Source organism: Helicobacter anatolicus (assembly GCF_021300615.1).
GTDB lineage: Bacteria > Campylobacterota > Campylobacteria > Campylobacterales > Helicobacteraceae > Helicobacter_H > Helicobacter_H anatolicus.
In genome coordinates this window covers 389,977-415,084 of the sequence record NZ_JAJTMY010000001.1, presented here as the reverse complement: position 1 = coordinate 415,084, position 25,108 = coordinate 389,977, and the positions used below count along the sequence as shown (strand labels likewise).

Here is a 25,108-nt window from a genome sequence, read left to right as displayed (position 1 = left end):
AATCCTCCATTATCCCAATACGATTGCACAATCACCTCTTCGTGGTACAAACTCGCCAATAATACTTGCATATTCATACTTTGTTTTTTTCAACTCATCAAGTAGAAATTTTGCCTTTTCTTTTGACAAAGCAAAAACAATTCCACCTGAAGTTTGTGCATCATACAAAAAGATATCTTCTTGCATTTCTTTTTCTTTTTTAACATATTTTTCATAATAGGCTTTATTGTTTTTACTACCACCTGAAACACACCCCTGCAAGATTAGTTCCGTTACCTGTGGAAAAATCGCCACGCTATCTACAAAAAGATTTACTCCTAAATCTTCTCTACACATTTCATAAATATGCCCAATTAACCCAAAACCAGTAATATCGGTACATGCGCTAATAGGATAATTTTTTGCAACACGCATTGCATATAAATTCAAAAGCTGCATAGAATCTATACAAATTTGTGCTTGAGATAACAAGAGTTTTTCTTTTTTAAGTGCAGTTGTAATAATACCACTACCAATAGGCTTACATAAAATCAAAACATCACCGATTTTTGCAGTATTGTTTTTCCAAAATTTTTGTGCGATTCCACTCACACTAAGTCCATATTTTTGCTCCCTATCAATAATGGTATGCCCTCCTAATAAAACAGCATTAGATTCTATTATCTTTTCCATACCACCTTTTAGAATTTCCCCTAACGCCTCCTTGCTTACATGCTCTCTATCCCACATCAATATATTTAATGCGGTTTGCACTTCAGACCCCATTGTAAAAATATCACTCAAAGCATTTGCTGCAGCAATTTTTCCATAAATATAAGGATCATCTACCACTGGAGTAATAAAATCCACGCTTTGCAACAAAAAATTATTAGAATCAATCTGATAAATTCCACAATCCTCATTGTGCTCAAAACCTGCAACAAGGTTTGGATTTTGTGGTTGGCTTAAGCTAGAAAAAATTTGTGAAAGATCTCCCGGACCTGCTTTTCCAGCTCACCCTGCACACTGTACAAAATGCGTAAGCTTTTCACTCATAAACTAAGTACCTCAGCACTCAATAAAAGTTCACTAATATACATTGCATGATTTATTCTACCTACTGCTAACTTATCTTTAATATTAAAATAATTTAAACAAGTCTCACAAAACTCCAATTCTACACCCATAGATTCTAATTTTTTTAATGCGGCAAAAACCTCTTTATTTGTTTCCTCTAAACCAAATAAAACACTATTATTCAAAAAAACTATTGCCTTAGGTAATAAATTTTGATTTTTTTCACATTGCATACAAATAGCTTGTATAAATCCTGCACCTACCATTTTCCCTAATTCACCCTCACCAATCTTATCACCCTTCATTAAAATTACTTTTTGCATTCTCTACTCCTAAAAATTTTTGTATGATTTGTAAAAAAACTTGAGACAAAAGCTCTAATTCCTTAATCTCCACACATTCATCAATACTATGTATTTTATCATTTATTACACCAAATTCTATCACTTCAATTTGATGTTGTGCAAAAAATCTTGCATCACTTGTCCCACCACTTGTGCTTAACTTTACCTCTTTTCCTATAAGATTTTGTAAAATTTCTTGAAAATTTTTCACCAAAAAACCATCTTTTAGGCTTCTAAAAGGATAAGAACTTTGCTTTAACTCTAAATGGTAATCTATTCCCTTTAATGTATCAATAAGATATTTTTCTACACTTTCTTTAGTAGTTAGTGTGCTGTTTCTTACATTAAACATGATTTTTAAATCATTTGGTGTCACATTAACTACTTCCATACCCCCACGAATATCAGTAATCACAAGCTTTGAAGGTGCAAAAAATTCATCTCCATTATCAAGATTTACCCCTGCAAGCATGCCTAATCTTTCACCCAAAACCTCCACAGGATTGATACATTTCTCAGGATATGCAACATGCCCTTGTTTTCCTAAAATATGCAACACTCCATTAATAGATCCTCTTCGCCCAATCTTAATTGTATCACCAAATTCTTGACTGCTTGTTGGCTCTGCTACGATAGCAAAATGCGGTAAAAGATTGATTTTTTTTAATTCTTCTAATACATATCTTGTACCATCAACCCCTACTCCTTCTTCATCACTAGTTAATAAAATAGAAATAATCTTTGGTTCTGTTATCTTGTGAGTATTTTGCATTAATGCATCTAAAAATCCTGCAATACCACCTTTCATATCCTGCGTGCCGCGACCATAAATCTTATTATCTTTTAGCATGGGAACAAAAGGATCACTCCCCCAACCCTCTCCAGCAGGAACTACATCAACATGTCCTGCAAAACACAAATGCATAAGATTATCTAAGGAAGTATTTTTAGGCAAGTCCCCATAAACTTTATATAAAAATAGATTCTTTACTTCATTTTTATTAAAACTTAATGCCTCAAAATCAGGCAAAAGATTCTTAATATAAGTATAAATATCACATTCTTTTGGTGTAACTGTAGGATAACTTACAAGTTTTTTTAATATCTCAACAACCGACATTTTCTGCCCTTTTTTTATGATGCAAATGAATATATAAATGCAATACATCTAAACTTGCTGGAGTAATTCCGCTAATATTTGATGCATGGAAAAGCGTACTAGGACGAAACTTATTGAGTTTTTCTACTACTTCCAAACTTAATCCCGCAATACCATCAAAAACAAAATCTTTTGGGATTCTTACTTTTAACATCTCATCCATTTGTGCAACACTTAACATTTGTTTTTGGATATAAGCATCATATTTTGCAAGGATTTTTATCTGCTCTTTTGCTCTTTTACTCATATTGCCAAACATCGGTGCAAATCTTTCTAATTTTTTATCATCAAAACTATCTCTTCCTGCCACCAAAATTGCACTACATTTATCACCTATTGGTGCTTCCCCTAAATTTTCTAAAAGTTTTAATGTTTCTTTTGAAGGAGTAAGAATTGTATTTTTCAAAAATTCCATTCCTTGAAATATATCCTCTTGATCTTGCTTAAGCCTTTGATATTCTTCTTCTTGCATTAAGCCTAATTTATAAGCATATTCTCCTAAGCGAAAAATAGCATTGTCTTCTCGCAAAAGTAGGCGATATTCCGCTCTTGAGGTAAAAACTCTATAAGGTTCATTTGTACCTTTTGTGACCAAATCATCAATCATTACCCCAATATATCCTTCATCTCTTCGCAAAACCAACTCTTCTAAGTCGCCAAAACAACCCTTAAATCTCTCTTCATCTTTTTTAAGACTTAAAACTGCATTAATCCCTGCCATAATTCCTTGTGCAGCAGCTTCTTCATATCCTGTAGTACCATTAATCTGACCTGCAAAATAAAGCCCTTTAATAAGCTTTGTCTCAAGTGTATGCCAAAGTGCTGTAGGATTAACATAATCATATTCTATTGCATAACCATAGCGTGTGATCCTTGCATTTTCTAATCCTGCTATAGAGTGAATCATTTTTTCCTGTATATCAAAAGGCAAGGAAGTGCTTAAACCATTGATATAGTATTCAATCTTATCAAAAGTCTGGGGCTCTAAAAATAATTGATGCCTTTCTTTGTCTGCAAAACGATTGACCTTATCTTCAATACTTGGACAATATCTAGGTCCTACCCCCTCAATCTGTCCTGTAAAAAGTGGTGCACGAGAAAAATTATCACGGATATATTGATGAGTAATTTCATTTGTATAAGTCACATAGCAAGGAAGTTGCTTAGGGTTAAACTCTTTGGTGTGATAACTAAAATATGGAGGAATCTCATCTCCATAATGCACTTCTAAATGAGAAAAATCAATACTTCTTCCATCTACACGCGGACAAGTCCCCGTCTTTAGTCTCCCTAATTCAAATCCAAGTTCTTTAAGGCTTATTGAAAGATTGTTAGCACTATCCTCGCCAAATCTTCCATTATGACTTTTACTCTCTCCGATATGTACAAGCCCACGCAAAAAAGTCCCTGTAGTGATAATGATCTTTTTTGCATAGTAAGTTTTTCCGATATTTGTTTTTACTCCAACAATCTTTTGTTCCTTGCAAATCAAAGAATCTACCACTTCTTGTGAGACACTTAAATTTTGTGTATTTAAAATCAAGTTTCTTGCATGAATTCTGTATAAATCCATATCAATTTGTGCTCTAGTACCTCTTACTGCAGGACCTTTGGAAGCATTTAAGATTCGATATTGCAAACCACTTTGATCTGTCAAAAACCCCATAGCACCACCTAGCGCATCAATCTCTTTTACCAAATGTCCTTTTCCAAGCCCACCGATTGCAGGGTTACAACTTGCCAAACCAATATTTTCTACAAGCATTGTCAAAAGATGTGTTCTTGCTCCCATCATAGCACTAATTCTGCTTGCTTCAATTCCTGCATGTCCCCCACCAATTACCAAAATATCAAAATTATTCATCCTCATCCTCATCATCTTCATTATTACTTGCTTTATCACTTGTTAAATCAAAAGTCATAGCATAATTTGGATAATCTCTTTTTTCATTACCAAAACTATAACGCAAACCAATATTTGCCAAAAAGTCTTGATTAACAACTTTTCCCATAAATCCAGCCTGTCCTTCAAAATAAAGTCTTAGATTTTTTGTTAGATAGCTATTGATTCCAAAAGACATAACAACCATTTGATTGTAACCAAACTTATGCTCTTCTTTTGCGATATTCCCCACATCAAGTTGCACTTTTCCAAGGATATAATCCCCTATATAAGAAGCGCCCACTCTAAAATCTGTCTGATTTTTGGAAGTTTTTAAGCTATAACCAAAAGTCATCCCTACACCACCACGAAGTAAAATAGCCAAATCGCTTTGAGAATGCATTTGTGTTTGAATTTTTTCACCTGTTTTTTGCAATAGATCTATTTTTGTCATAGCACCTGCAATAAAACTCATATTTGTATCCAAATAAAATGCTCGAGTATCACCAAAATGTACACGATAACCAAACTCTTCTCCCAGATTAAATGCATGTGCCATTAAAGAATTTTGCACATCACTATTTTTTGGTGATAATGTGATCATGTTATATTTTAAAGTCGTATCAGAATAAAATCCTGTATCTCCCACATATACATAATACATCGATGCTTCAATAAGATTAGAATTTGCTTGTAAAAGACTGGATTTGAGATTGTTATATCCATAACCTGCACTAAAACCAATATAGTGCATACTCTCTTCAAAACCAAATCCATAATCATAACCTACTTGTGCATTTACAAAAATATTTTTCAAATCTTTATTTTGGCTAGACTGCCCCACAAAACTGCGTACCCAAAGGTTATTATCATAAACATTATCCCTAAGCTCACCCATTCTTTTATTAAGACTATCTACATGCGAAAGATAGACAAGATAAAGGCTTGATAATAATGAAGTAGTTCTTGTACTCTCATTAGGATTAATCCTTGCAGTATAAGAGCCAATATAATAATTATCTACCAATTCTTCTTCTGATGTTGGAGTTTCCTCACTACCTTCTGGTGGCTTAGGTTTTGGTTCTTTATCTTCGCGCACTTTGATATATTCTGTCTCTACTAACAAATATCCTTGTTCTACAATAGATTTTTTTGTAGTATCAAAAGAAAAATTATTTTTTGCATCTTTTTCAACTGTTGCTACCAAAATATTATTTGCACGATTATTTACTTGATAAGAATAACTCCCCGCATTCTCCAAACTCTCATCATCATAATAAGTTTGCAATCTTGCACTACTAGTGCCATCTGCTTGATTTACATCAATAAAGTCTGCTTTTTTTCTATTGAGTGTTGCAAATCCTCTAAAAATTACATGATCAAGAGATTTAACATTATCAAGCGTAAGATTTACTAAATCCTTATCTTCTTTACTAAAACCTCTTTTTGCACTATATCCACCGCTTACCATATCTACAATTGTATTATTTTGTAACAATGTAGATCCCATATCTTCGCTATATGCCTTAGTATTTGTAGCGCTAAGCAGATTAATCTTTGTACTTCTATTAACAAACCACTTAGAACTCTCATCTAAATTAATATGATAAGTTGCACTTTGATTTGTAAGATCAGCATTAAAACTTGAATGCTTATCAATACTAATACCAACATCGCCACTACCACCCACTCTTGCTTTGCTTTTCATATTTAAAACATTAAAGCTACCCACATAATTTCCACCAACTACATAGGCATTTTCATCTTTCATTTTCACACTAGCAATATTTGTCACAAATGCTGAATACTCTCTAAAATCCCCTAAAACATCATTAGCTTTAGCAGAATCTAAACTTAACATTACCCCATTATTATAATTACTCGGATTAAGCCCATTTGTAATATCTGCTTGATTTGTAGCTTTTTGTGTGGAGAGTAAAACCTCTGTCACCCCACCTGTATAATAAATCTTATTTGTCGCACCATTACTTATCCCTTGTACAACAATAATATTTTTACTTGTATCGCTTGTAGAGATTGTTAAATCAAATGCATCTCCTACACTACTTGTATTAACCTTAGCAGCACCTAATGCAAGACTAATCACATTATTACCATTATTTGCAGATTCTACCCTTAAGCCATGTGCTTCATAATCTGTATAACTCAAAATATTTTGAGAATCTTTACCATCTGCAAAAATCTCATGATTGTTTTGACTTAGTCCTTTAGTAAAGGTAATTTTATTCACTCCACCACCTCTAGCAATAATATTACCTTCAAATGTCACATTATTCACGCTCAATGTATTTATTGCTTGAGAAAATGCTGCGATATTACCATTAATCGTATTTGCTACATTTCCATTTGTGTTTTTATCTGTTATAGTATTACTTGTACTTGCTCCACTTGCAAAAACCGCATACCCATCACCAGAATTATTTTTTAAATCAATCTTTGCTTGATTAGAAAATTCAAGAGTATTCACCCCACCGCTAGTTGCTTTAAATGCACCATTTAAAACACCTCCACTACTTGAAAGCATAAGGGTATTTTTACCTTGTGTGGAGCTATTTACATCACCTTTGATTTCTAATTTTTTAAGTGTAATTTGATTGATTCCGCTATTTTGCGCGGTAATATTCCCTGCAATTTTTTGTGCCATTGCCATATCTGACACACCATCAACGCCATCACTAATATTTACCCCTGCAGTAATGCTATTTTCCCCACCATTTGCAAAAACCGCATTTTTATTAGAATCACTCACTAAAGAAATACTAGAGCCATTTTGCACAATTAGCGTATTTTTTGATCCATTAGAACTTGCACTAATATAACCTTCTGTAAGTGTATATTTTGTAATCTTATCAAGGTTATTTTTTCCGCCATTTTTAGCAATAATATTTCCTGTGATAGTGTTTGCTGCAGCCATAGCTGCATCTTCTCCTGTTTCATTTACAATATTATTCACCCCACCATCAGCATACATTGCATAAGATTCTTCATAATTAATCAATGCAAAACTTGCACCCCCCATAAGTTTGATTTCATTTGTAGCACCTGCTGATTGTGCTTTTAAAAAGCTTTGCGTAATTTTAGAATCCTTAGAATTGATAATAATTGTATTTTTTCCTGTTCCTTGTGCTTCAAATCCACCTGTAATCATGATGTTTCCACCATTTTCTTTTACTACTGATGCCCCATCTTGCACACCAAAATTAATTGTATTGCTTCCATTTTTTGCAGTAATATTTCCTGTGATTGTATGAGTTCCTGCGGTCAAATTTAGAGTATTTGAACCATTGCTTGCTAAAATTGCATTGTTATCGGTATTTGCAATAAGATTGATTTTATTATTCATCTCATTTGATACGATAGTATTATTTGCATTATTTCCTAGAGCAGAAATATAAGCCTTAGAAATTTCATAATTTTTAATTTTTGCAAGATCATTGCTTCCGCCATTTTTAGCAATAATAGATAAAGTGATTTGATTTACACCATTATTATTAGTAGTCATATCATTTACTAAAGTATTTTTTCCGCCATCTGCAAGAATAGATTTGATAGCAAAACTCGCAGTATTATTTAGCGTGATAGAATTTTCTGCATTTGTAGTACTAATTGCTCCAGTAACACTTGAAGCCCCACCTAAAGTCAGTGTATTTTTAGAATCAGTGCCACTAGAGATAATATCCCCATTAATCACGACCTTACCAGAATTTGTATCCTCAAAGATTAAAATATTTTGCCCATTATTTTTTGCTACAATCGCCCCAGCAATACTATGAGAATTACCCTTAAGACTAATATCATTACTTCCATTATCTGCCAAAATTGCATTACCATCATTAGCAATAAGTTCAATTTTTGAATTATTTTGTGTTGGCTTGATGAGGTTTTTTGCCTGCATGCCTTGTGCAATGATACTTGCTTGAGAGATTTTCAAGCTTGCCACATTGGAAAGATCATTGCTTCCGCCATTTTTAGCAATAATATTTCCTATGATAGTATTTGCCACACTTCCATTGCCCATATTTGGATTTGTGATCATATTTTTTCCATGATCTGCAAGTAAAGCATATTCCGCACCACTAAAATCAAAGCTAGAACTTTCACTCAAAGTAATGGTATTATTTCCATCATTTGTAGCACGCAAAAATCCATTACTAATTTTAGAGCTACCTTTTAAGTCTAGCATATTTTTTGACTCATCACCTTCTGCAATAATGCTTCCTTGAATCTGCATTGTTGCTTCACTTTTTAAAGAGTTATTCCCAGAATTTAGCGCTGAAATATTTCCTGTAATACTATATCCCCCATTTTGTGGCATCATAGTAGGAAGTGTAATTGTATTACCACCGCTATTATCTGCCAAAATTGCATTGTTATCATTAGGGTTTGCATGCAATACAAAGCTTGCAGTTTTTGGTGTGATAATATTTTTACCGCCCTCACCACTTGCTACAATATAGCCATTTTTTATATCAATATTTTCAACTTTTGAAAGATCGTTAATTCCGCCATTTAATGCCAAAATATTTCCTGTAATACTACTTTGTGTAGTAGAGGTGATTGTATTGGTGCTTCCCTCACCATCTGCTAGGATTGCAAATTTATCCCCGATAAATTCAAAATTCCCACCATTGCTAAATGTAATGGTATTACCACCACCATTTGTAGATTCTAAAACACCTTGAGAAATCTTTGAAGCACTATTGAACATCAAAGTATTCCTACCCCCAAGAGCATGGATACTTCCTGTGATACCTAGCTCTTTTGTTCCTGTGTAGCTTAGAGTGTTAGATCCTTCATTTTTAGCAGTAATATCTCCAGTGATACTCATCTCATTTCCATTAGAAGAATCAGTAGAGTTTAATGTAAAAATATTATTTCCACCATCTGCTAGGATTGCATTATTATCATTTGCATTTTTGATAAGTTTAAAACTACTAAGATCTGAAATAATTGTATTGCTTGAACCTTCTCCAACCGCAGAGATGTAGCCATCCATCAAAGTAAGTTTTTTAACCTTAGAGAGATCATTACTTCCACCATTTTTAGCAATAATATTTCCTGTGACACTGCTTTGTTCTTCACTTTGCAAATCATTTTTACTTCCCTCACCATCTGCTAAAATTGCATAATCTCCATTTTGATGCTTAAGTGCAAAATTTGCTTCCCCACCAAAAATCAAAGTATTTACCCCGCCAGATTTTGCATCCAAATAACCAGAATGTAGTTTTGATTGGGAATTTAAATTTAGTGTATTTTTTGATCCTTCACCCTCTGCAATAACACTTCCTGTGATATCTAGCTGAAGGTTTCCACCATAAGTTATGCTATTTACCCCGGCATTTTTAGCAGTAATATTTCCAGTAATACTATCAAAATTATTTTTTTCTATATTGTTGATTTCTATCTTATTACTACCGCCATCTTGTGCCAAAATTGCATTACCATCATTAGAGTTTGCAATAATTATGACATTACCATTTGCTAAATTTGCAAGGATATTATTTTGTGATCCCTCACCAATAGAAGAGATATAACCACTTGCAATATTTAGGCTTTGTGCCTGTCTTAGTTCATTTACCCCGCCATCTCTTGCTAAAATATTTCCTACAATTTTGCCAGTAGGTCCAATAATGTGATTTAGAGAGTTTTCTCCTTCTGCTAAAAGTGCATACTGCTCACCTTGAAAAGTAAAGTTTGAAGTTCCTTCAAATGTTAGAGAGTTTTTTCCTCCTGCCCTAGCAGTCAATGTCCCACCATTTAAAACAGATGCACCGCCTAAGGTTAATGTATTAATACTTTCCTCTCCTTCTGCCAAAATGCTTGTATTATAAGTCTCTAATTTTGGACTAGCTTCTTTTGTAGCAGTGAGTGTATTTTTTCCACCTCCTAATGCAACAATATTCCCTGTAAAAGTTCCTTGATTAATACTTATGGTATTGCTTCCATTATTTTGCGAATTGATATTTCCAGTTAAAGTAAGATTTCCCGTAAGATCAATTTTATTATTTCCTGCATCTGCAAATATATCTCCCAAAATTTCATGATTTCCGCTAGATGTTCCAGCAATCATATTACTAGAACCCTCACCTCTTGCACTCACAGCCACAGCTGAACCACTTAGATTCATTGTGCTTGTGCCATTTAGCGTAAGAGAGTTACTAGCATTTCCTTCTTGTGCATTAGCTTCTAAATACATATTTTGTATTTTTGCACTACTATCTAATGTAATTGTATTACTCACCCCATTTCCCTCAGCACGAATCAAACCATCACGGATGTGAGATTGATCAGAAATAGTAATAGTATTACTTGCATTCTCCTTTAGTGCATAAAGTGAGCCTTGCATTTGCAATTTTTTAAAATTATAGCTATTTCGCCCACCAGATACCGCGGTCACATTTCCAGAGATTGTGTTAAAAGTCCCATCAACACTATTATCTTGAATAATATTTTTAGAATTTGCCCCTTGCGTATAAATCGCATCATTGCCTGTGCCAACGCTTTGATTATTTTTATCACGTAAACTTGCACCTTTTAGCATGATTGTAGAAGTATCATTAATAGTTAGAGTATTGCTAGCTCCAGTTTCTTCTGAAATTGCTTGCATATATCCTGTCATTGTTGAACCACTAAGAGTTAGCGTATTTTTAGAATTATCACTCAAAACAATCATAGATCCTGTCATACTAAAACTTGTCAGTGTGACTTTATTTTCCCCAGCATCTGCATAGAGATTGCCCTGCAAGGTATTTTGTCCATTAGATTTACCAAATTCAAGACTATTACTCCCCTCATTTAATGCTAAAACATCTCCAGTAACATTGACATTACTTAAACTTAGCGTATTTGTTCCTTTGTTTTCTGCAAGGATATTGCTTGAAATAATGCTTGTACTAGCCTTTGCACTCAAACCATTGATAATATTTCCACTATTAACCCCTGATGCAAAAATCGCATTCCCCTCATAATCTCTAAAAATAACACTACTATCCTCTTTTAAACTTACATTATTTCGTGCTTCAAACCTCCCAGCTTCACCCTCAGTCTTTGCAAATAGATAAGAATCTTCTAGCTTTGCAGTATTTAAAGATATCGTATTGCTAGATTTAAGATTATCAGTTTCATTTCCTGTAGCTAAGATTCCACCCTTAATTGCACCATGATTAATTGTTATCTCATTTTTTCCACCAGTTGAGCGAACATCTCCTTCAAGTGTGCTTTGTTTACCATCCACACCAAAGCTTAATGTATTACTTCCACCGGTATTTACAAGGACATTCCCCTTCATTTTGAGATTATCTAGCGTGATGGTATTTTTCCCTTTATTTTGTGCCAAAATATCTCCAACAATACTATTTTCCCCTGTGGTAGTTCCTTGTTTGATATCATTACTACCTTCATCTGCAAAAATTGCATTTTGTGTTTCATTTTGCACGATCAAAGAACTATTTCCATCCATTGTGATTGCATTATTGGATTTGAGATTTTCTGCACTAATGCTTTTGGAATCTATCATTGTGTCTTTTAAGATTAATGTATTTTTTCCGCCTCCTAATGCAGAAATATCTCCTTTAACCATACCGCCTTTTTTAATAGTAATTGTATTGCTTCCCTCAGTATCAGCAACCATATTACCAGTCAAAGTAAGCTTATTTAGTGTAACACTATTGCTAGCATTATTTTGGGCTTGCAAATCACCTTGAATGCTATGGTCTTTTTCATTTGTATCCATTCCTTCAATGATATTTTTTGCCGTGTCTTGACTTGCAAACATCGCAAATTGTGTCTCAGGATTTGCATTTAAATGAAGAATAGATTCTGTATCTGCTAATGTAATTTTATTTTCAGATGTACGCTTTTGTGCATACATATACATATTATTTAATGTAGAGCCTTTATCTAGCGTGATTGCATTATTTCCACCATTTTCATTATAAATTTTATTAATCTCAGCTCCCCCAATTTGCATACCATTAAAAATCACTTCATTTTTACTTGCACTATATTTTGTAATCGCAATAATATCCCCATCAAAGCTTCCACTATCTCTCTCTTTACCAAAAGTGATTTTATTATTTGCTGCACTCTCTGCAATAATATCCCCACGCATAGTGACTTTATTTAAAGTAATTTCATTAGTTGCATTAAAATTTGCCTTAATATCACCAGTAATTACATGCTGGCTTGTAGTGGTATCTGTAATGGTATTTTTTGCCCACACACCATATGCTAAAATTGCTGCTTTTTCCTCCCCATCTAAGCCCTGCTCTGTTACTTCACCCGCAACAAGGTTTAAAGTAGAAGACCCATTTAAAATAATCGTATTTCCTGCAGTTTTTATTTTTTTTTCTGAGTCAGTTTGAGCTTGTTGATAAGCTTTAAGATAGGTATTGCTTAAAGAACTATTACCATTAAGTGTAAGAGAATTTGTCGTATCAAAATCTTCATTAGCATTTGCACTTGAGATAATTCCTTGTTTAATAGGTGAGGCATTAAGAGAAGAATCTGTAAAAACCAATTTGTTTTGCCCTGTCTCATTTGCAAGAATAGAACCTTGCATAGTGAGATTTTTTAATGTAACTACATTTTGTCCTGATTTATTCGCATAGATATTTCCTACAATACTATGACCCTTGATTGCCTCATCTTCTTTTGCAACAGGAGCTGGAGTTGTACTTGTACTTGTACTTGTATCTGCAATAGTATTTTTAGTTTTTTTCCCATCTGCTGTAATAGCATTTTCATCATGATTTGCTTTCAAATTAATTATGCTTGTATCATCAAGCGTAATGGTATTGCTTGTCTCTGCTGCATCTCCATCACCTTCTTGTGTAGCAAGCACATAAGTATTAAAAATACTAGAATTATCATTTAAAACTATGGTGTTTTTTGTCTCAGTGACACTGCTTTCTTTTCCCGTAGCCTCGATTCCATAAATTGTCCCTCCCTCATTAATTGTAATTTTTTTAAAATTAAAATCATTTACCCCCATATCATTTGCCACGATGCTTCCGGTGATTTTTTTATCTCCTGTGCTCATGTCATTAATTTTGTTTTTTGCATTATATCCGCTTGTATAAACCGCGCGATTATCCTCACGATTTGCTACAAGATGCATACTTGTATTATCTTTTAGTGTTAGGGTGTTTACAACTTCTTTTGTTGTATCATTCTTGCCTCCTTCTTGGATAGCAGAGAGATAAGTATTTGCAATGCGACTATTTCCGCTAAAAGTCAGTGTATTGCTAGTTTCAAGAACATTCCCATTTGCTTTAGCAGAAATTCCATAAACATTTGCCCCATCATTCATAGAAGTATTATGCAAAGTAAGAGTATTTTTCCCCATCTGGTTTGCTATAACATTTCCCATAAGAATACTCGGAGCTTGGTTATCAGATTGTTTTTGATTTCCTAAGGCAATAGTATTTATTCCACTATCATCTGCAATAATACTTCCAGCTATATTAGCATTTTGTAGTTGGACTTTATTTCCACTTTGGATACTTGTATCATTAATTGTGTTATTTTTTGCATAGATATTTCCTGTAATATTTTGAACTTTTTTTCCCATGGAATTATCTGTAATCTCATTATAAGCTTGCAAAGAATCTGAAAAAATTGCATCATTTCCAGAACCCTGTTTACTACCCTCATTATCATAGACTTGCTTACCTTTTAAGCTAATTGCCGCATTATCATTGATAGTGATTTTATTGTGTGCTTTTTCCTGCGCGCTTGTGTGCTGAGCAAGAAGCTGGCCATCATGAAATAATGCAGCACCATTAAGAACTAAAGTATTTGTAGAATCTTCAATCATCCCTGCGTTATAACCACTATTTGCAATCAAACTTCCTTGCATATCCGCAGCAATATCTGCATCAGCCTTTGTACTATTTTTGCCACCAATGGTAATAGTGTTGCTTCCGCCCTGTGTTATAGCATCACCTGTAATATTAATCTTTCTTACATTGATGGTATTTTTACCTTGATTTTTTGCAAAAATATGCCCTTGCACCAAACCACTAGAATCCATCACTCCCTTATCTTCACTCAAAGTATTTTTAGAACCCTCACCAATAGCTTGAAAAGATTTATCATTATTATCCGAAGCAATTTGTAAATTCGCATTATTTTTTAATGTAAGAGTATTTTCACCACCCTCAGTAGCAGTGACATTTCCATTGATATTTACCCTACTATTCTCATCCATTGTGATAAGATTCTTACCTTTTGTATCAGCATTGATATTGCCTTGCATTTGGGCTTGCAAAAATGTAATTTGATTTTGCCCTGCATTAAATGCTGTAATATCACCATGAAGAGAAAGATTTTTTAAGTGGATATTATTCATCGCAACATCATTAAGACTATCTTTTTTTATATTATCTGCTGTAATTCCACCTTTTATCACACTTTGAGTGCTAGTTGCAGCATTATCTTTGATTGTATTATTTGCGCCATTCCCTGATGCATACACCGCATAAGGATTATTTTCATCTAATACAACTAACTCTAGATGAGAATTATCATTTAATGTAATCGTGTTGTGGTTTTTTTGTAGAGCATTTGCCTCATTTTTTGTATCTGACCAAAGATTGCCCTTAAGAAACCCAGAATTATTTAGCGTAATTTCATTACTAGATTGATTACCTTTTGCAAGAATATTTCCTAATAAATTCCCAAAAGTCCCATTGTTTTGCATTTGTGCTGGGGGTTTCTCTCCACCAATAGTAATAGTATTACTTCCGCCAGTATCTGCAACAATATTACTTTGAAGTTTATAATCTTGATGAGCACTTGAAATTTTAAGTTCATTTTTTCCTTTATTTTGCGCAAGGATTCCATCTCTAATTTGTGCATTAGCTAATGTAATAGTATTTGTCCCATTATCTGCTAGAATCTTTCCTGTCACCTCAAAAGATGTGGTTTTAGCACTATCTTCTGTAATTGTGTTAGTACCACCATCTTTAGCATTAATACTACCAATCAAGCTTGCATTTTTACCAAAGGTAATCGTATTATTTCCCTGTGTTGTTGCATTAATATCTGAAGTAATAATTCCATTTTTATTAATGCTCCCATTACCTAGAGTAATGGTATTTTTTGATCCATCACCTTCTGCATTAATTCCTTGTGTAATTGCAATATTTTGCAAAGTAATTGCATTATTTCCACCATCTTTAGCATAGATTCCGCCTTCCATTCTACTTTGTCCAGCAACAGGAAAACTATCTTTTATAATGTTTGTCCCTTGAGTATTTGCAGTAATATTCCCTGTCATATCCATCGCAGCGATTGTAATATTATTTTCTCCGCCACTTGTAGAAGAGATATTTGCTTTGATTTGACCAGTGTATTTTTCATTGCCTAGTGTAATGGTATTTTGCGCTCCCGTGCCATTTGCAATAATCCCCCCTTCTACATCCCCACTATTAAACAAAATAGTATTTTTACCATTTGCTCCCGCTTCTATTTTACCACTTTGCCCCCCATTTGTCTTAATCATAGAAGACCTGCTAGCATTACCAATTATAATAGTATTTTGCCCATTATCTGTAGCAGTAATATCTCCAGTAATCGTGCTACCAATCAAGGTAATATCATTTTTTCCACCCTTTGTGGCAGCAATTTTTCCAGTCATTGCGACATTGTTAAAATGAATTATATTAGAACTATCTTTTTCTTCTTCTTCAACTTCTTTTTGATTTTCTTGTGGAGTAGCATTTTTACTACCTGTAGCAGTGATATTTCCAGCGATAGTGCTTTGTGTTGTGCTATTACCAATAGTAAGTAGATTTTGTCCCTTAGAATCTGCAGTAACATCTCCTGTCATTGTAAGATTTTTTATTGTGAGATTATTTATACCTTCATTTTTTGCGCTCACATTTCCTGTGAGATTTAGATTATCAAGATTTAAGGTATTGCTCCCACCATCTGCAATAATACCACCACTATTAATTTTTACATTACTTAGAAAAATTGTATTACTTCCTTTTTTGTTAGCAAAAATATCATTAGTGATTATATTTTCTGCGGTGGTGTTTCCTGTAATAGTATTTTTATTTCCCTCGCCAATGGAAGAGATTGCAGCATTACTTGCGTTAATATCCTGCTTAGTTCCATTCATAGCATTAGCTTTGAGATCAAGCTTAGAAGTACCATTTAACACGATATTATTTTCAGATTTAGAAGGAATCTGCCCTTGCTCTCCTTGCGTGGTTTCTAGATTTGCGATATAGCCAGTAAGACTAGCACTTCCTTGCAAAGTAATACTATTATTAGCGCCCTCGCCTTGAGTTACAACGCTTGCAATACTGCCATCTTTCAAAACTACACTATTACTTCCACCATCTTGTGCTTTTATATGACCTTTGATATCAGCACTACTTAGCGTAATGGTATTGTTTGCCTTATTGCTTGCAAAAACAGCACCAGAGATTGTGGCTTTATTTGTTGTGCTTCCTTGAATAGTGTTGCTAGAATTTTCCCCATCTGCAAAAATTGAGGCAGCTTCACTTTCTTGCGTGGTTTCCATATTTAGCACTGCGGTTCTATTAACATTTAAAATGTTGCTTCCGCCCTTTGTGGCTGACATATAACCCTTGAGATTTGAACCAATATCAATACTAAGAGTATTACTTCCGCCATCTTCACTAATCAAAGAGCCTTCAATTGTAGTATTACGCAAATTTGTAATAATGTTTTTACCCTTATCTAATGCGATGATACTGCTTTCGATCTTACCTTGATTTGCTGTTGTATTACCAGTAGTAAGATCATTAATATTATTTGTTGCATTACCTACAGCAAGGATAGAAAAATCTATATTTTTGGTTTCCTGCTCTTGTGTTTTTTCTTTCTTTTTTTCAGGAGTAGTGCCATTAATATTTATTGTAGTTTTATCCCCTGCTTTTGTAGCAGTAGCAGTTTGCTTTGTAAGGTTTAAAAAGGAATTTTCTTGCAAAATAATAGTATTGCTTGATGCAGCACCATTTCCCCCGCCATTTCCACTCCCCATAGCATTACTATCGACATAAATATAACCATTTTCCATACTAGAGCTGCCACGAAAAATTACTGTGGTATTATTTCCACTACCAGTTGTAGAAATATGTCCATTGAGTTTATCAGACATAGCGGGTGTGCCAATTGTTACGACTTTTTTAGGATCAGATTTATTATCAATACTGCTTTGTTCTGCCGATAATATTGGACAAAAAATACTTGCTAACGAAAAAGCTACAAAAGTTGTTTTTATTTTTGCAATTCTCATAGATTAAAACCATTCTTCATGAATTTATTATATCAAAAAAACCGCACTCCAATTTAACGAAGAAATACCTAAAATAGAGTGTGATTCTAACATAAAATTAAAATATTTATAAAGTTTTATCAACCATTCCCGCTTCATATAAAAATCTTGATGGCTCATATAAAATATTCTTTGTTTTTTCCTTATTGTTGTAGGTTTTTGCATAAGAAAGGGTAAGTTTAGTTTTTGCCCTAGTAACTGCAACATAAAAAAGCCTACGCTCCTCATCAATACTTCCACCATCGCGATTTGCAAGCTTTTGATTAGGGAATCTTCCTTCCATCAAATCTACCACATACACTTCTTCAAACTCAAGCCCTTTAGATGCATGGACAGAGAGCAAACTCACACCCTTTCCCTGCACTGCTTCAGAAGATCCTAAAACCATGGCATTTAAAAACCTACTAATATAATCGTATTTTTTTGCAAGATTTGTTAGGATAAATATTTTATTATTGATTTGTTCAAGTGCCTCATCCTTGCGTCTATTATCAATACTGCCATCTCGTTTTTTTGCACGATCTTTTGCTAACATCTCCATGATTCTTGTATAAAAACTACTTTTTGAAATCTGTGCAACAAGAGTTGTAGGATCTTTTTGCCGATACAATTTTTTAAAAACCATATAAAAATCTTGCAAAAATAAAGCACTTTCTTTATTAAATTTAGGATAAGACAAAATGGGGTGTGACTTGAAAGAAGATTCTAAAAATTCATCAAATCGTCCTGCTTGATCCGTCATAAAAAAATCATTAAACAACCCTAGTTGTGGGATTTTTTTATTATTTTGGTAGGGTTGTTTATCATTTGGATTTACTAATCCTTGATATATATCTCCATCACCTAGCACCAACAAGCCCTCATAAATATCTTTAGCAACAGAGTTTCCAATCATCGCCCCATAACTCAAAATATGAATACATGCCATCATATCTTTAGAATTATTTAATAACGAACACAAATCCAACATTAAAGAAATTTCTTTTGTTTCAAAAAAACTTGTCCCCCCCTTGCGTTTTACCGGAATTCCAAAACTTCGCAAACTTGCCTCACAACCATCACCTGAAGCATTATTTCTAAAAATTACTGCCACCTCATCTAAGTTTGGATTTCCTGTAGCAATGTTTTTAGCAATACCTTGATATTGCAAAAATAACTCATCAAAAATTAAAAGCTTAGGAGGGGTAAATTTTCCCGTTTTAACAACTTCAAGAGATTTAGGATAAATGCGTTCATTGTTTTGAATCACACGATTAGCCAAATCAAGAATAAGTCCGCTAGAACGATAGTTTTTTGTAAGAGTAAAAACTTTTGCATCTGCATATTTTTGCGTAAAATTGCCAATAATATTAATATCTGCACCATTAAATGCATAAATACTCTGATCATAATCCCCTACACAAAACAGACTTTTTGGCTTCAATGCATCTAAAATAGAATCTTGCAAAGGGTTTGTATCTTGATATTCATCACACAAAACTTCTTCATAAGGAGAAAAATTTTCCTGCATTTCTTTTCTATACCGCAATAACAAATCATTATAATCTGCATATTTATAAGATTCTTTTAATTCTCTAAACTCATCAAAAATCCCTTCATAAATCATAGCATAACGCATATGCTCAGGGCTTTTTTCCTCTAACCATGCTTCAAAATTTTGATTTTTGGAAGCATTAAGATAAAGAGAGTAAAAATCATATAGATATTGTGCAGTATAAGGAGGAGTTTTAGAATCTACATCAAGATAGACACGCTTTTCTGCAATGCTTTTAAACAAAATTTTTAATTCTCGTGGTTGTTTTAATGTAATATCGTATTTATCTTTTAAATAACGATAAGCCACGGCGTGAAATGTCCCTGCCTGTATACTTTTGGCTTTTTTTTCTCCAAATTTTTTTGCTACACGCGTGATCATTTCTTCCGCTGCTTTATTTGTAAAAGTAAGCAGCAAAATAGTTTCTGGAGCAATATTATTTTCAAACAAATATGCAATACGCCCTACAATCGTAGAGGTCTTGCCTGTCCCTGCAGATGCAATAATAAGATTATGCCCCATTGGTGCAGTAGCTGCAAGTTTTTGCTCACAATTTAAAATAGATAAGGGCATCAATCTTCCTTTAATTTTAAACTTTTATTAAATCTAAATATTTGCAATAAACAAAAAAATAATTCTGGTGGCTTTTTTAAAGTTATAGCAAAAACTTTTTGATCCAATATCAGACATCATCGCGGACATTCTAAGAATAATCTATAATCTTGCATATTACGCATTTCTCGTTTCAAATCTAAATCCATAATCACCTCTTGATTGGTGATAAGATTTGCATTTAACTGCTTGGTTCTTGTGATTCTACATTCTGAAATATCAAATAATGGTGGTGGGGTTTTAATAATAATTTTATACAAATCTAGATCCATTTTCTCTAAAGGATATTTTAACTGATTACCTAAAAAGTTTTTCTTAGATTTTTTTTGATAATAACGATATTCCTTAATTTTGCCATTTTTATTAATAATTTGTGTGTGGCTATCATTGACACTAAAAGTTTGCACTTGATTTGGAGTATTATACCCTTGACCATACATAAAATTTTCTAACTCTGCTGATAACACCTTAATTGCATATCCACCTCTTTGTTGCACCAAGGAAAAATCTGCCTCATCTAACTCATAAACTTCTTCTTGAGACAAAATCACTTGTTTGGATCTTTTTTCTTCCAATAGATTTCTATTTTGTAAATTCTCTGCTTGCTTCTGCTTTTTTACATCTTTTTTTTCTTTTCCTTCTTCTTTCTGTGCTTTTTCATTTTTCTGGGTTTTTTTATTCTCTTCTTTTTTATTTTTTTCTTTGGTGCTTTTCCCCTTAGTGTTTTTCTCTTTTTTTGTAGTTTTCTTAGCTTTCTCATCATTCACTTCTTGTTCTTGTTTTTCTTGCACTTTTTTTGGTTCTTGCTTCTCTTCTTTTACTTCAATCCCCTTTAATTCATTAATTTTATCCAAAATTGCGCGTCTACTATCTCTTTCTAAAAATGATCCTTGGATTGAAAAACCTGTTTGTGTTGTATCTAAAAAATCCAAAATTCCATCACTATCTTCTTTATAATGATCTTCAACCTGTCTCATTTTTTGCATAAAAAGCTCTTGACGGTTATCTTGCTCTTCAAGATTTACCTGGGGCACACTCATTTCATCTTCTTTTGTAAATTGATAAACCCTCTGAGAATCTTCCTTTGTTGTTAAATTTTGTGGGTTTTCTTGCGGGGTTTGTGTTTCTTGAGGATTTTGAGAATTTTGTGTTTCTTGAGATTGAATAATCTGTCCTTGATCTTGGATATTTTCCTGCATTTGTTCTGCATTCTGAGGCATCTCTGTAGCACCAGTGTTTTGCTCAAGATTAGTATTTTCTTGCATTAAATTTTGTGTAGATTCTTGAGTTTGACTTTCTTGAATATTAGGATTTTGCAAACCTTGATTTTGCAAAAATTGTGGATTTTGTTCATTGTTATCATACATTTGTAAATTTTCTTGATATTGCTCCACATCATGCAAATACTCCTGCCCAACTTCTTGATGAAAATCTTGTGGATTTCCTTGCAATTCTTGTGCTTCCTGTGGGTTTTCTTGCGGGATTTGTGTTTCTTGAGGATTTTGAGAATTTTGTGTTTCTTGAGATTGAATAATCTGTCCTTGATCTTGGATATTTTCCTGCATTTGTTCTGCATTCTGAGGCATCTCTGTAGCACCAGTGTTTTGCTCAAGATTAGTATTTTCTTGCATTAAATTTTGTGTAGATTCTTGAGTTTGACTTTCTTGTGTAGGAAGATCAATCTCCTCCTCTGTTTGCTCTGCCTGTGCTGCTAATATCGTATTTTCAACATGCTCTACTTGCAACTCCTCTTTTTGTGTGGTTTGCCCCCCTGCCTCTTGAGCATTACAAACAAAAACAATGCATGCAATGCAAAATATATTCTTAAGCAATTTCACGCCTATACTCCCATAATATTTTTATGTTATACCTTGATTATCAATAACTATCGGCATAATTTAGTATATAATTATAAAAAAAATCTAATTAAAGAGCAATAAAAAATTATGAATAAAATAGCAATTTTAGGCAAACCTAATGTAGGAAAAAGCTCTCTATTTAATCGACTAGCAAGAGAAAGAATCGCCATTACCTCCGATATTTCTGGAACAACACGCGATGTAAATAAAAAGATTATCTCTCTTAATGGAAATCTTCTAGAAATCCTTGATACTGGTGGAATCGATGAAAGTACTGAACTTTTTTCTACAGTCAAAAAGATCTCTTTTGAAACAGCAAAACAAGCAGATTTGATCTTATATGTAGTAGATGGAAAACTTGCTCCTAGCGACGAAGACAGAAAATTATTTTACAGCTTACAAAGAATCCAAAAAAATTGCTTTCTAGTTATCAATAAAGTAGATAACGACAAAGATAAACAACTTGCTTATAATTTTGATAGTTTTGGAGTAAAAGATATATTTTTTATCTCTATAAGCCATAATCGCGGAATTACTTATCTTATTAATTCAATTCTTTATAAACTTAACCTTACACCACATCATGAAGACCCAGAAGAGAGTCTAGAAGAGTTTTTGCAAAAAGATAAGCAAGAAGATAATACTATTTTACCGCAAATCTCTATTGGAATCATCGGACGAGTAAATGTTGGAAAAAGCTCTTTGCTTAATGCGCTTATTGGCAAAGAAAGAAGTGTAGTAAGTCCTATGGAGGGTACCACAATAGACCCTGTTGATGAAAGCATTACCTATAAGGATCATAATCTTTATTTTGTCGACACTGCAGGATTGCGTCGCAGAAGTAAAATCAAAGGAATTGAAAAATTTGCTCTAGATCGTACAAGTAAGGTTTTGGAAAAAAGTAATATCGCACTACTTGTGCTAGATGTTAGTGTGCCTTTTGTAGAACTTGATGAAAAAATCAGCTCACTTGTAGATAAATACATGTTAGGTGTAATTATTGTTTTAAATAAATGGGATATCAGAAATGCAGAATATAAAAATATTATTCAGGAATTAAAATATAAATTTAGATTCTTAGAATATGCACCAATAATCACAGTAAGCGCACTAAATAAAAGACACATCAAAGAACTAAAAGATAAAATTATCGAAGTTTATAAGCATTTTAGCTACCGCATTCCTACAAGCTTATTAAATAATACAATTTTGGAAGCGACAAAAAAACATCCTCTGCCAAGCGATCATGGAAAGATTGTCCGCATTTATTATGCAACACAATATGACACTAATCCCCCGCAAATCTCACTTATCATGAATCGCCCCAAAGCATTGCATTTTAGCTACAAACGCTATTTAATCAACTATTTACGCTCTCATTTTAATTTTGAAGGCTCCCCTATCATTATCACGCCAAAACATAAAAAATCTATCTCTCAAGATGATGGAATCAAGAGTTGAGATAATTAAGGAAAACCATGCAACTTCTCTTTGATTTTTTACAAGATATAAACCCAAAAAATAGCAAAATATGCTCCTATCTTAAATGTGATGCTGAAGAAATTTTAATTTTGCAATTTATGCTAAAAGAATATCTTAACGATCAAAAAGAATTTGAAGTCTCCTTGCTTTTAAAAGAAATTTTTAACAAAAAAGATTCTAAAGAACTTTTTACTTATCTACCAAAAATTAAAAATCTCTTAGAATCAGGCTGGATTATTGGCGAACAATATCCAATAAACTCTCTCACACTTTTGGAGATTTTGCATTCAGAAATTGCTCTGTCACCAAGTTTTTTTAAATTATTTGAAGAAGAAAATCTTGATTATCATCATGAAAATGAATCTTTAGAAATCACACCTTATGATGATCATTTTGAATTTCTCAAAGACCAATTTTTTAGAATCTCCTTACTTCAAAAATTGAGTGAGGAACGTTTAGATTCCACTCCTTGTGTTAAAACAAAATATCATCTAAAAAATATCGAAGATAAAATCACAGCACGATTAAAAATCACCAAAACCACGATACCTGCACACCAAATCATTACAGAAAACCATCTCACATCAAAAGAAGAAATTATATTTTTTGCTCTACTCAAAGAAGAATATACAAGCAGCAATAGTAATTTGCACGATATGAATGTTCTTATTAATCTTATTAGTAACGATGAGTATGATAAAATCAAAAATCGTGCACTTTTTGATGAAAAAAGCCCTTTGATTGAAAAAAATATTTTGGATTATGATGAATTACTCAATGTTTTTGGTGGAATTTCAAGGACATTTTATATCCATGAAGATATTTTGCAAAAAATTATCCACCCCAAAACTAAACAAAAAAATAAATTTTCTTTACATAACCTTATCAAAGAACAAGAGCTTTTTGAGATTTTAGAACCAAAACTCTCTCTTGATGAGATTATACTTCCTGAAAAAACAAAAAACACACTAGAAACCATTCTTCAGCAAGCAGACCCTAAAGTAACTAAGCTTCTCAAAACTTGGGGAATAAAAGAAAAAACCTCCATTCAATCCAAAATTATTTTCTATGGTGCGTCAGGAACGGGTAAGACTCTTAGCGCATTAGGTATTGCTAAAAGTCTAAAAAAACAAGTTTTAAGTCTTGATTGCTCCAAAGTACTTTCTCAATATGTTGGAGAATCAGAAAAAAATGTTAGAAAAATTTTTGACAATTACAAAGAAATTACCAAAAAATCTAAAAATCACCCTATTTTATTACTAGATGAAGCGGATCAATTTTTAAGTCTTAGAATTAACAGCGGTAGTGGTGCAGAAAAAATGCATAACCAAATGCAAAATATTTTTTTAGAACAAATTGAAAAATTTGAAGGCATTTTGATTGCTACCACTAACTTACTCGAAACAATTGATAATGCATTTTCTAGAAGATTTGACCATAAAATTGAATTTAAAAGACCAGCAGAAAAAGAAAGAATCTTATTATGGGAATATTATCTCCCAAAAAATGCAACCTTTAAAGAACACTCAAAACAAAGCCTAGCTCAAACACTCGCAAAATACAATCTTAGCGGAGGACAAATCTCTCTTATTGTTAAAAACACAGCATACAATGTTGCACTCAAAACAAAGCCTATTTTTGAAGAAAAAGATTTTATAGAATCTATCCAAAAAGAATTACGATCAGATTTTGATAAAGAAAAAAACCTAGGTTTTAATGCATTTTAATACCTGCAACTCAAATAAAATCACAAAAAACAAAACAATATTAAAAATATAATCTCTCATCATAGAGCAAAAAATCAAAATTTATTACTCACAATTAGGAATATATAAGCATAAAAATCT

At 33.0% G+C, this 25,108-nt stretch carries 9 protein-coding genes; 2 read left to right on the top strand and 7 right to left on the bottom strand.

Translation table 11 applies throughout. The features are described 5' to 3' along the window. Nucleotides 1-9: 9 nt before the first annotated feature. The 7 genes from selD to LW133_RS02085 form a co-directional block, all read right to left on the bottom strand. Nucleotides 10-960, bottom strand: a complete 951-nt coding sequence (gene selD, locus LW133_RS02115; RefSeq protein ID WP_233076186.1) for a selenide, water dikinase SelD — start codon at nucleotides 958-960, stop codon at nucleotides 10-12. 71 nt (nucleotides 961-1,031) lie between these two features. Then, nucleotides 1,032-1,379: a DsrE family protein gene (locus tag LW133_RS02110; protein ID WP_233075935.1), complete on the bottom strand. Its 348-nt coding sequence runs from the start codon at nucleotides 1,377-1,379 to the stop codon at nucleotides 1,032-1,034. Further along, nucleotides 1,351-2,520 (bottom strand): succinyl-diaminopimelate desuccinylase, encoded by a 1,170-nt coding sequence (dapE, locus tag LW133_RS02105; RefSeq protein ID WP_233075934.1) that lies wholly within the window; start codon nucleotides 2,518-2,520, stop codon nucleotides 1,351-1,353. Before dapE ends, LW133_RS02110 begins: the two co-directional genes overlap by 29 nt. After that, nucleotides 2,507-4,423, bottom strand: a complete 1,917-nt coding sequence (gene mnmG / locus LW133_RS02100) for a tRNA uridine-5-carboxymethylaminomethyl(34) synthesis enzyme MnmG (RefSeq protein WP_233075932.1) — start codon at nucleotides 4,421-4,423, stop codon at nucleotides 2,507-2,509. Before mnmG ends, dapE begins: the two co-directional genes overlap by 14 nt. Continuing rightward, on the bottom strand, nucleotides 4,416-17,735 hold the full coding sequence (locus tag LW133_RS02095; RefSeq protein WP_233075930.1) for a hypothetical protein: 13,320 nt from the start codon (nucleotides 17,733-17,735) through the stop codon (nucleotides 4,416-4,418). Before LW133_RS02095 ends, mnmG begins: the two co-directional genes overlap by 8 nt. A 106-nt stretch (nucleotides 17,736-17,841) precedes the next feature. Next, the gene (locus LW133_RS02090) at nucleotides 17,842-19,881 is read right to left on the bottom strand and encodes an ATP-dependent helicase (RefSeq protein ID WP_233075922.1); all 2,040 of its coding nucleotides are present in this window, start codon (nucleotides 19,879-19,881) and stop codon (nucleotides 17,842-17,844) included. A 116-nt stretch (nucleotides 19,882-19,997) separates the two neighbouring features. After that, the gene (locus LW133_RS02085; protein ID WP_233075921.1) at nucleotides 19,998-21,752 is read right to left on the bottom strand and encodes a hypothetical protein; all 1,755 of its coding nucleotides are present in this window, start codon (nucleotides 21,750-21,752) and stop codon (nucleotides 19,998-20,000) included. Nucleotides 21,753-21,866: 114 nt separating this feature from the next. Between LW133_RS02085 and der the strand changes: the two genes are divergently transcribed. After that, complete coding sequence (gene der, locus LW133_RS02080; protein WP_233075918.1) at nucleotides 21,867-23,240, top strand: ribosome biogenesis GTPase Der; 1,374 nt, start codon at nucleotides 21,867-21,869, stop codon at nucleotides 23,238-23,240. Between the two features lie 17 nt (nucleotides 23,241-23,257). Continuing rightward, entirely contained in the window at nucleotides 23,258-24,988 is a 1,731-nt protein-coding gene (locus LW133_RS02075) for an ATP-binding protein (RefSeq protein WP_233075917.1), read from the top strand. Nucleotides 24,989-25,108 lie beyond the last annotated feature (120 nt).

Coding starts and splice junctions, on each gene's coding strand:
- LW133_RS02095 (WP_233075930.1), bottom strand. CDS start 17,735: ATGAGAATTGCAAAAATAAAAACAACTTTTGTAGCTTTTTCGTTAGCA.
- LW133_RS02110 (WP_233075935.1), bottom strand. CDS start 1,379: ATGCAAAAAGTAATTTTAATGAAGGGTGATAAGATTGGTGAGGGTGAA.
- LW133_RS02075 (WP_233075917.1), top strand. CDS start 23,258: ATGCAACTTCTCTTTGATTTTTTACAAGATATAAACCCAAAAAATAGC.
- LW133_RS02090 (WP_233075922.1), bottom strand. CDS start 19,881: ATGCCCTTATCTATTTTAAATTGTGAGCAAAAACTTGCAGCTACTGCA.
- der (WP_233075918.1), top strand. CDS start 21,867: ATGAATAAAATAGCAATTTTAGGCAAACCTAATGTAGGAAAAAGCTCT.
- dapE (WP_233075934.1), bottom strand. CDS start 2,520: ATGTCGGTTGTTGAGATATTAAAAAAACTTGTAAGTTATCCTACAGTT.
- mnmG (WP_233075932.1), bottom strand. CDS start 4,423: ATGAATAATTTTGATATTTTGGTAATTGGTGGGGGACATGCAGGAATT.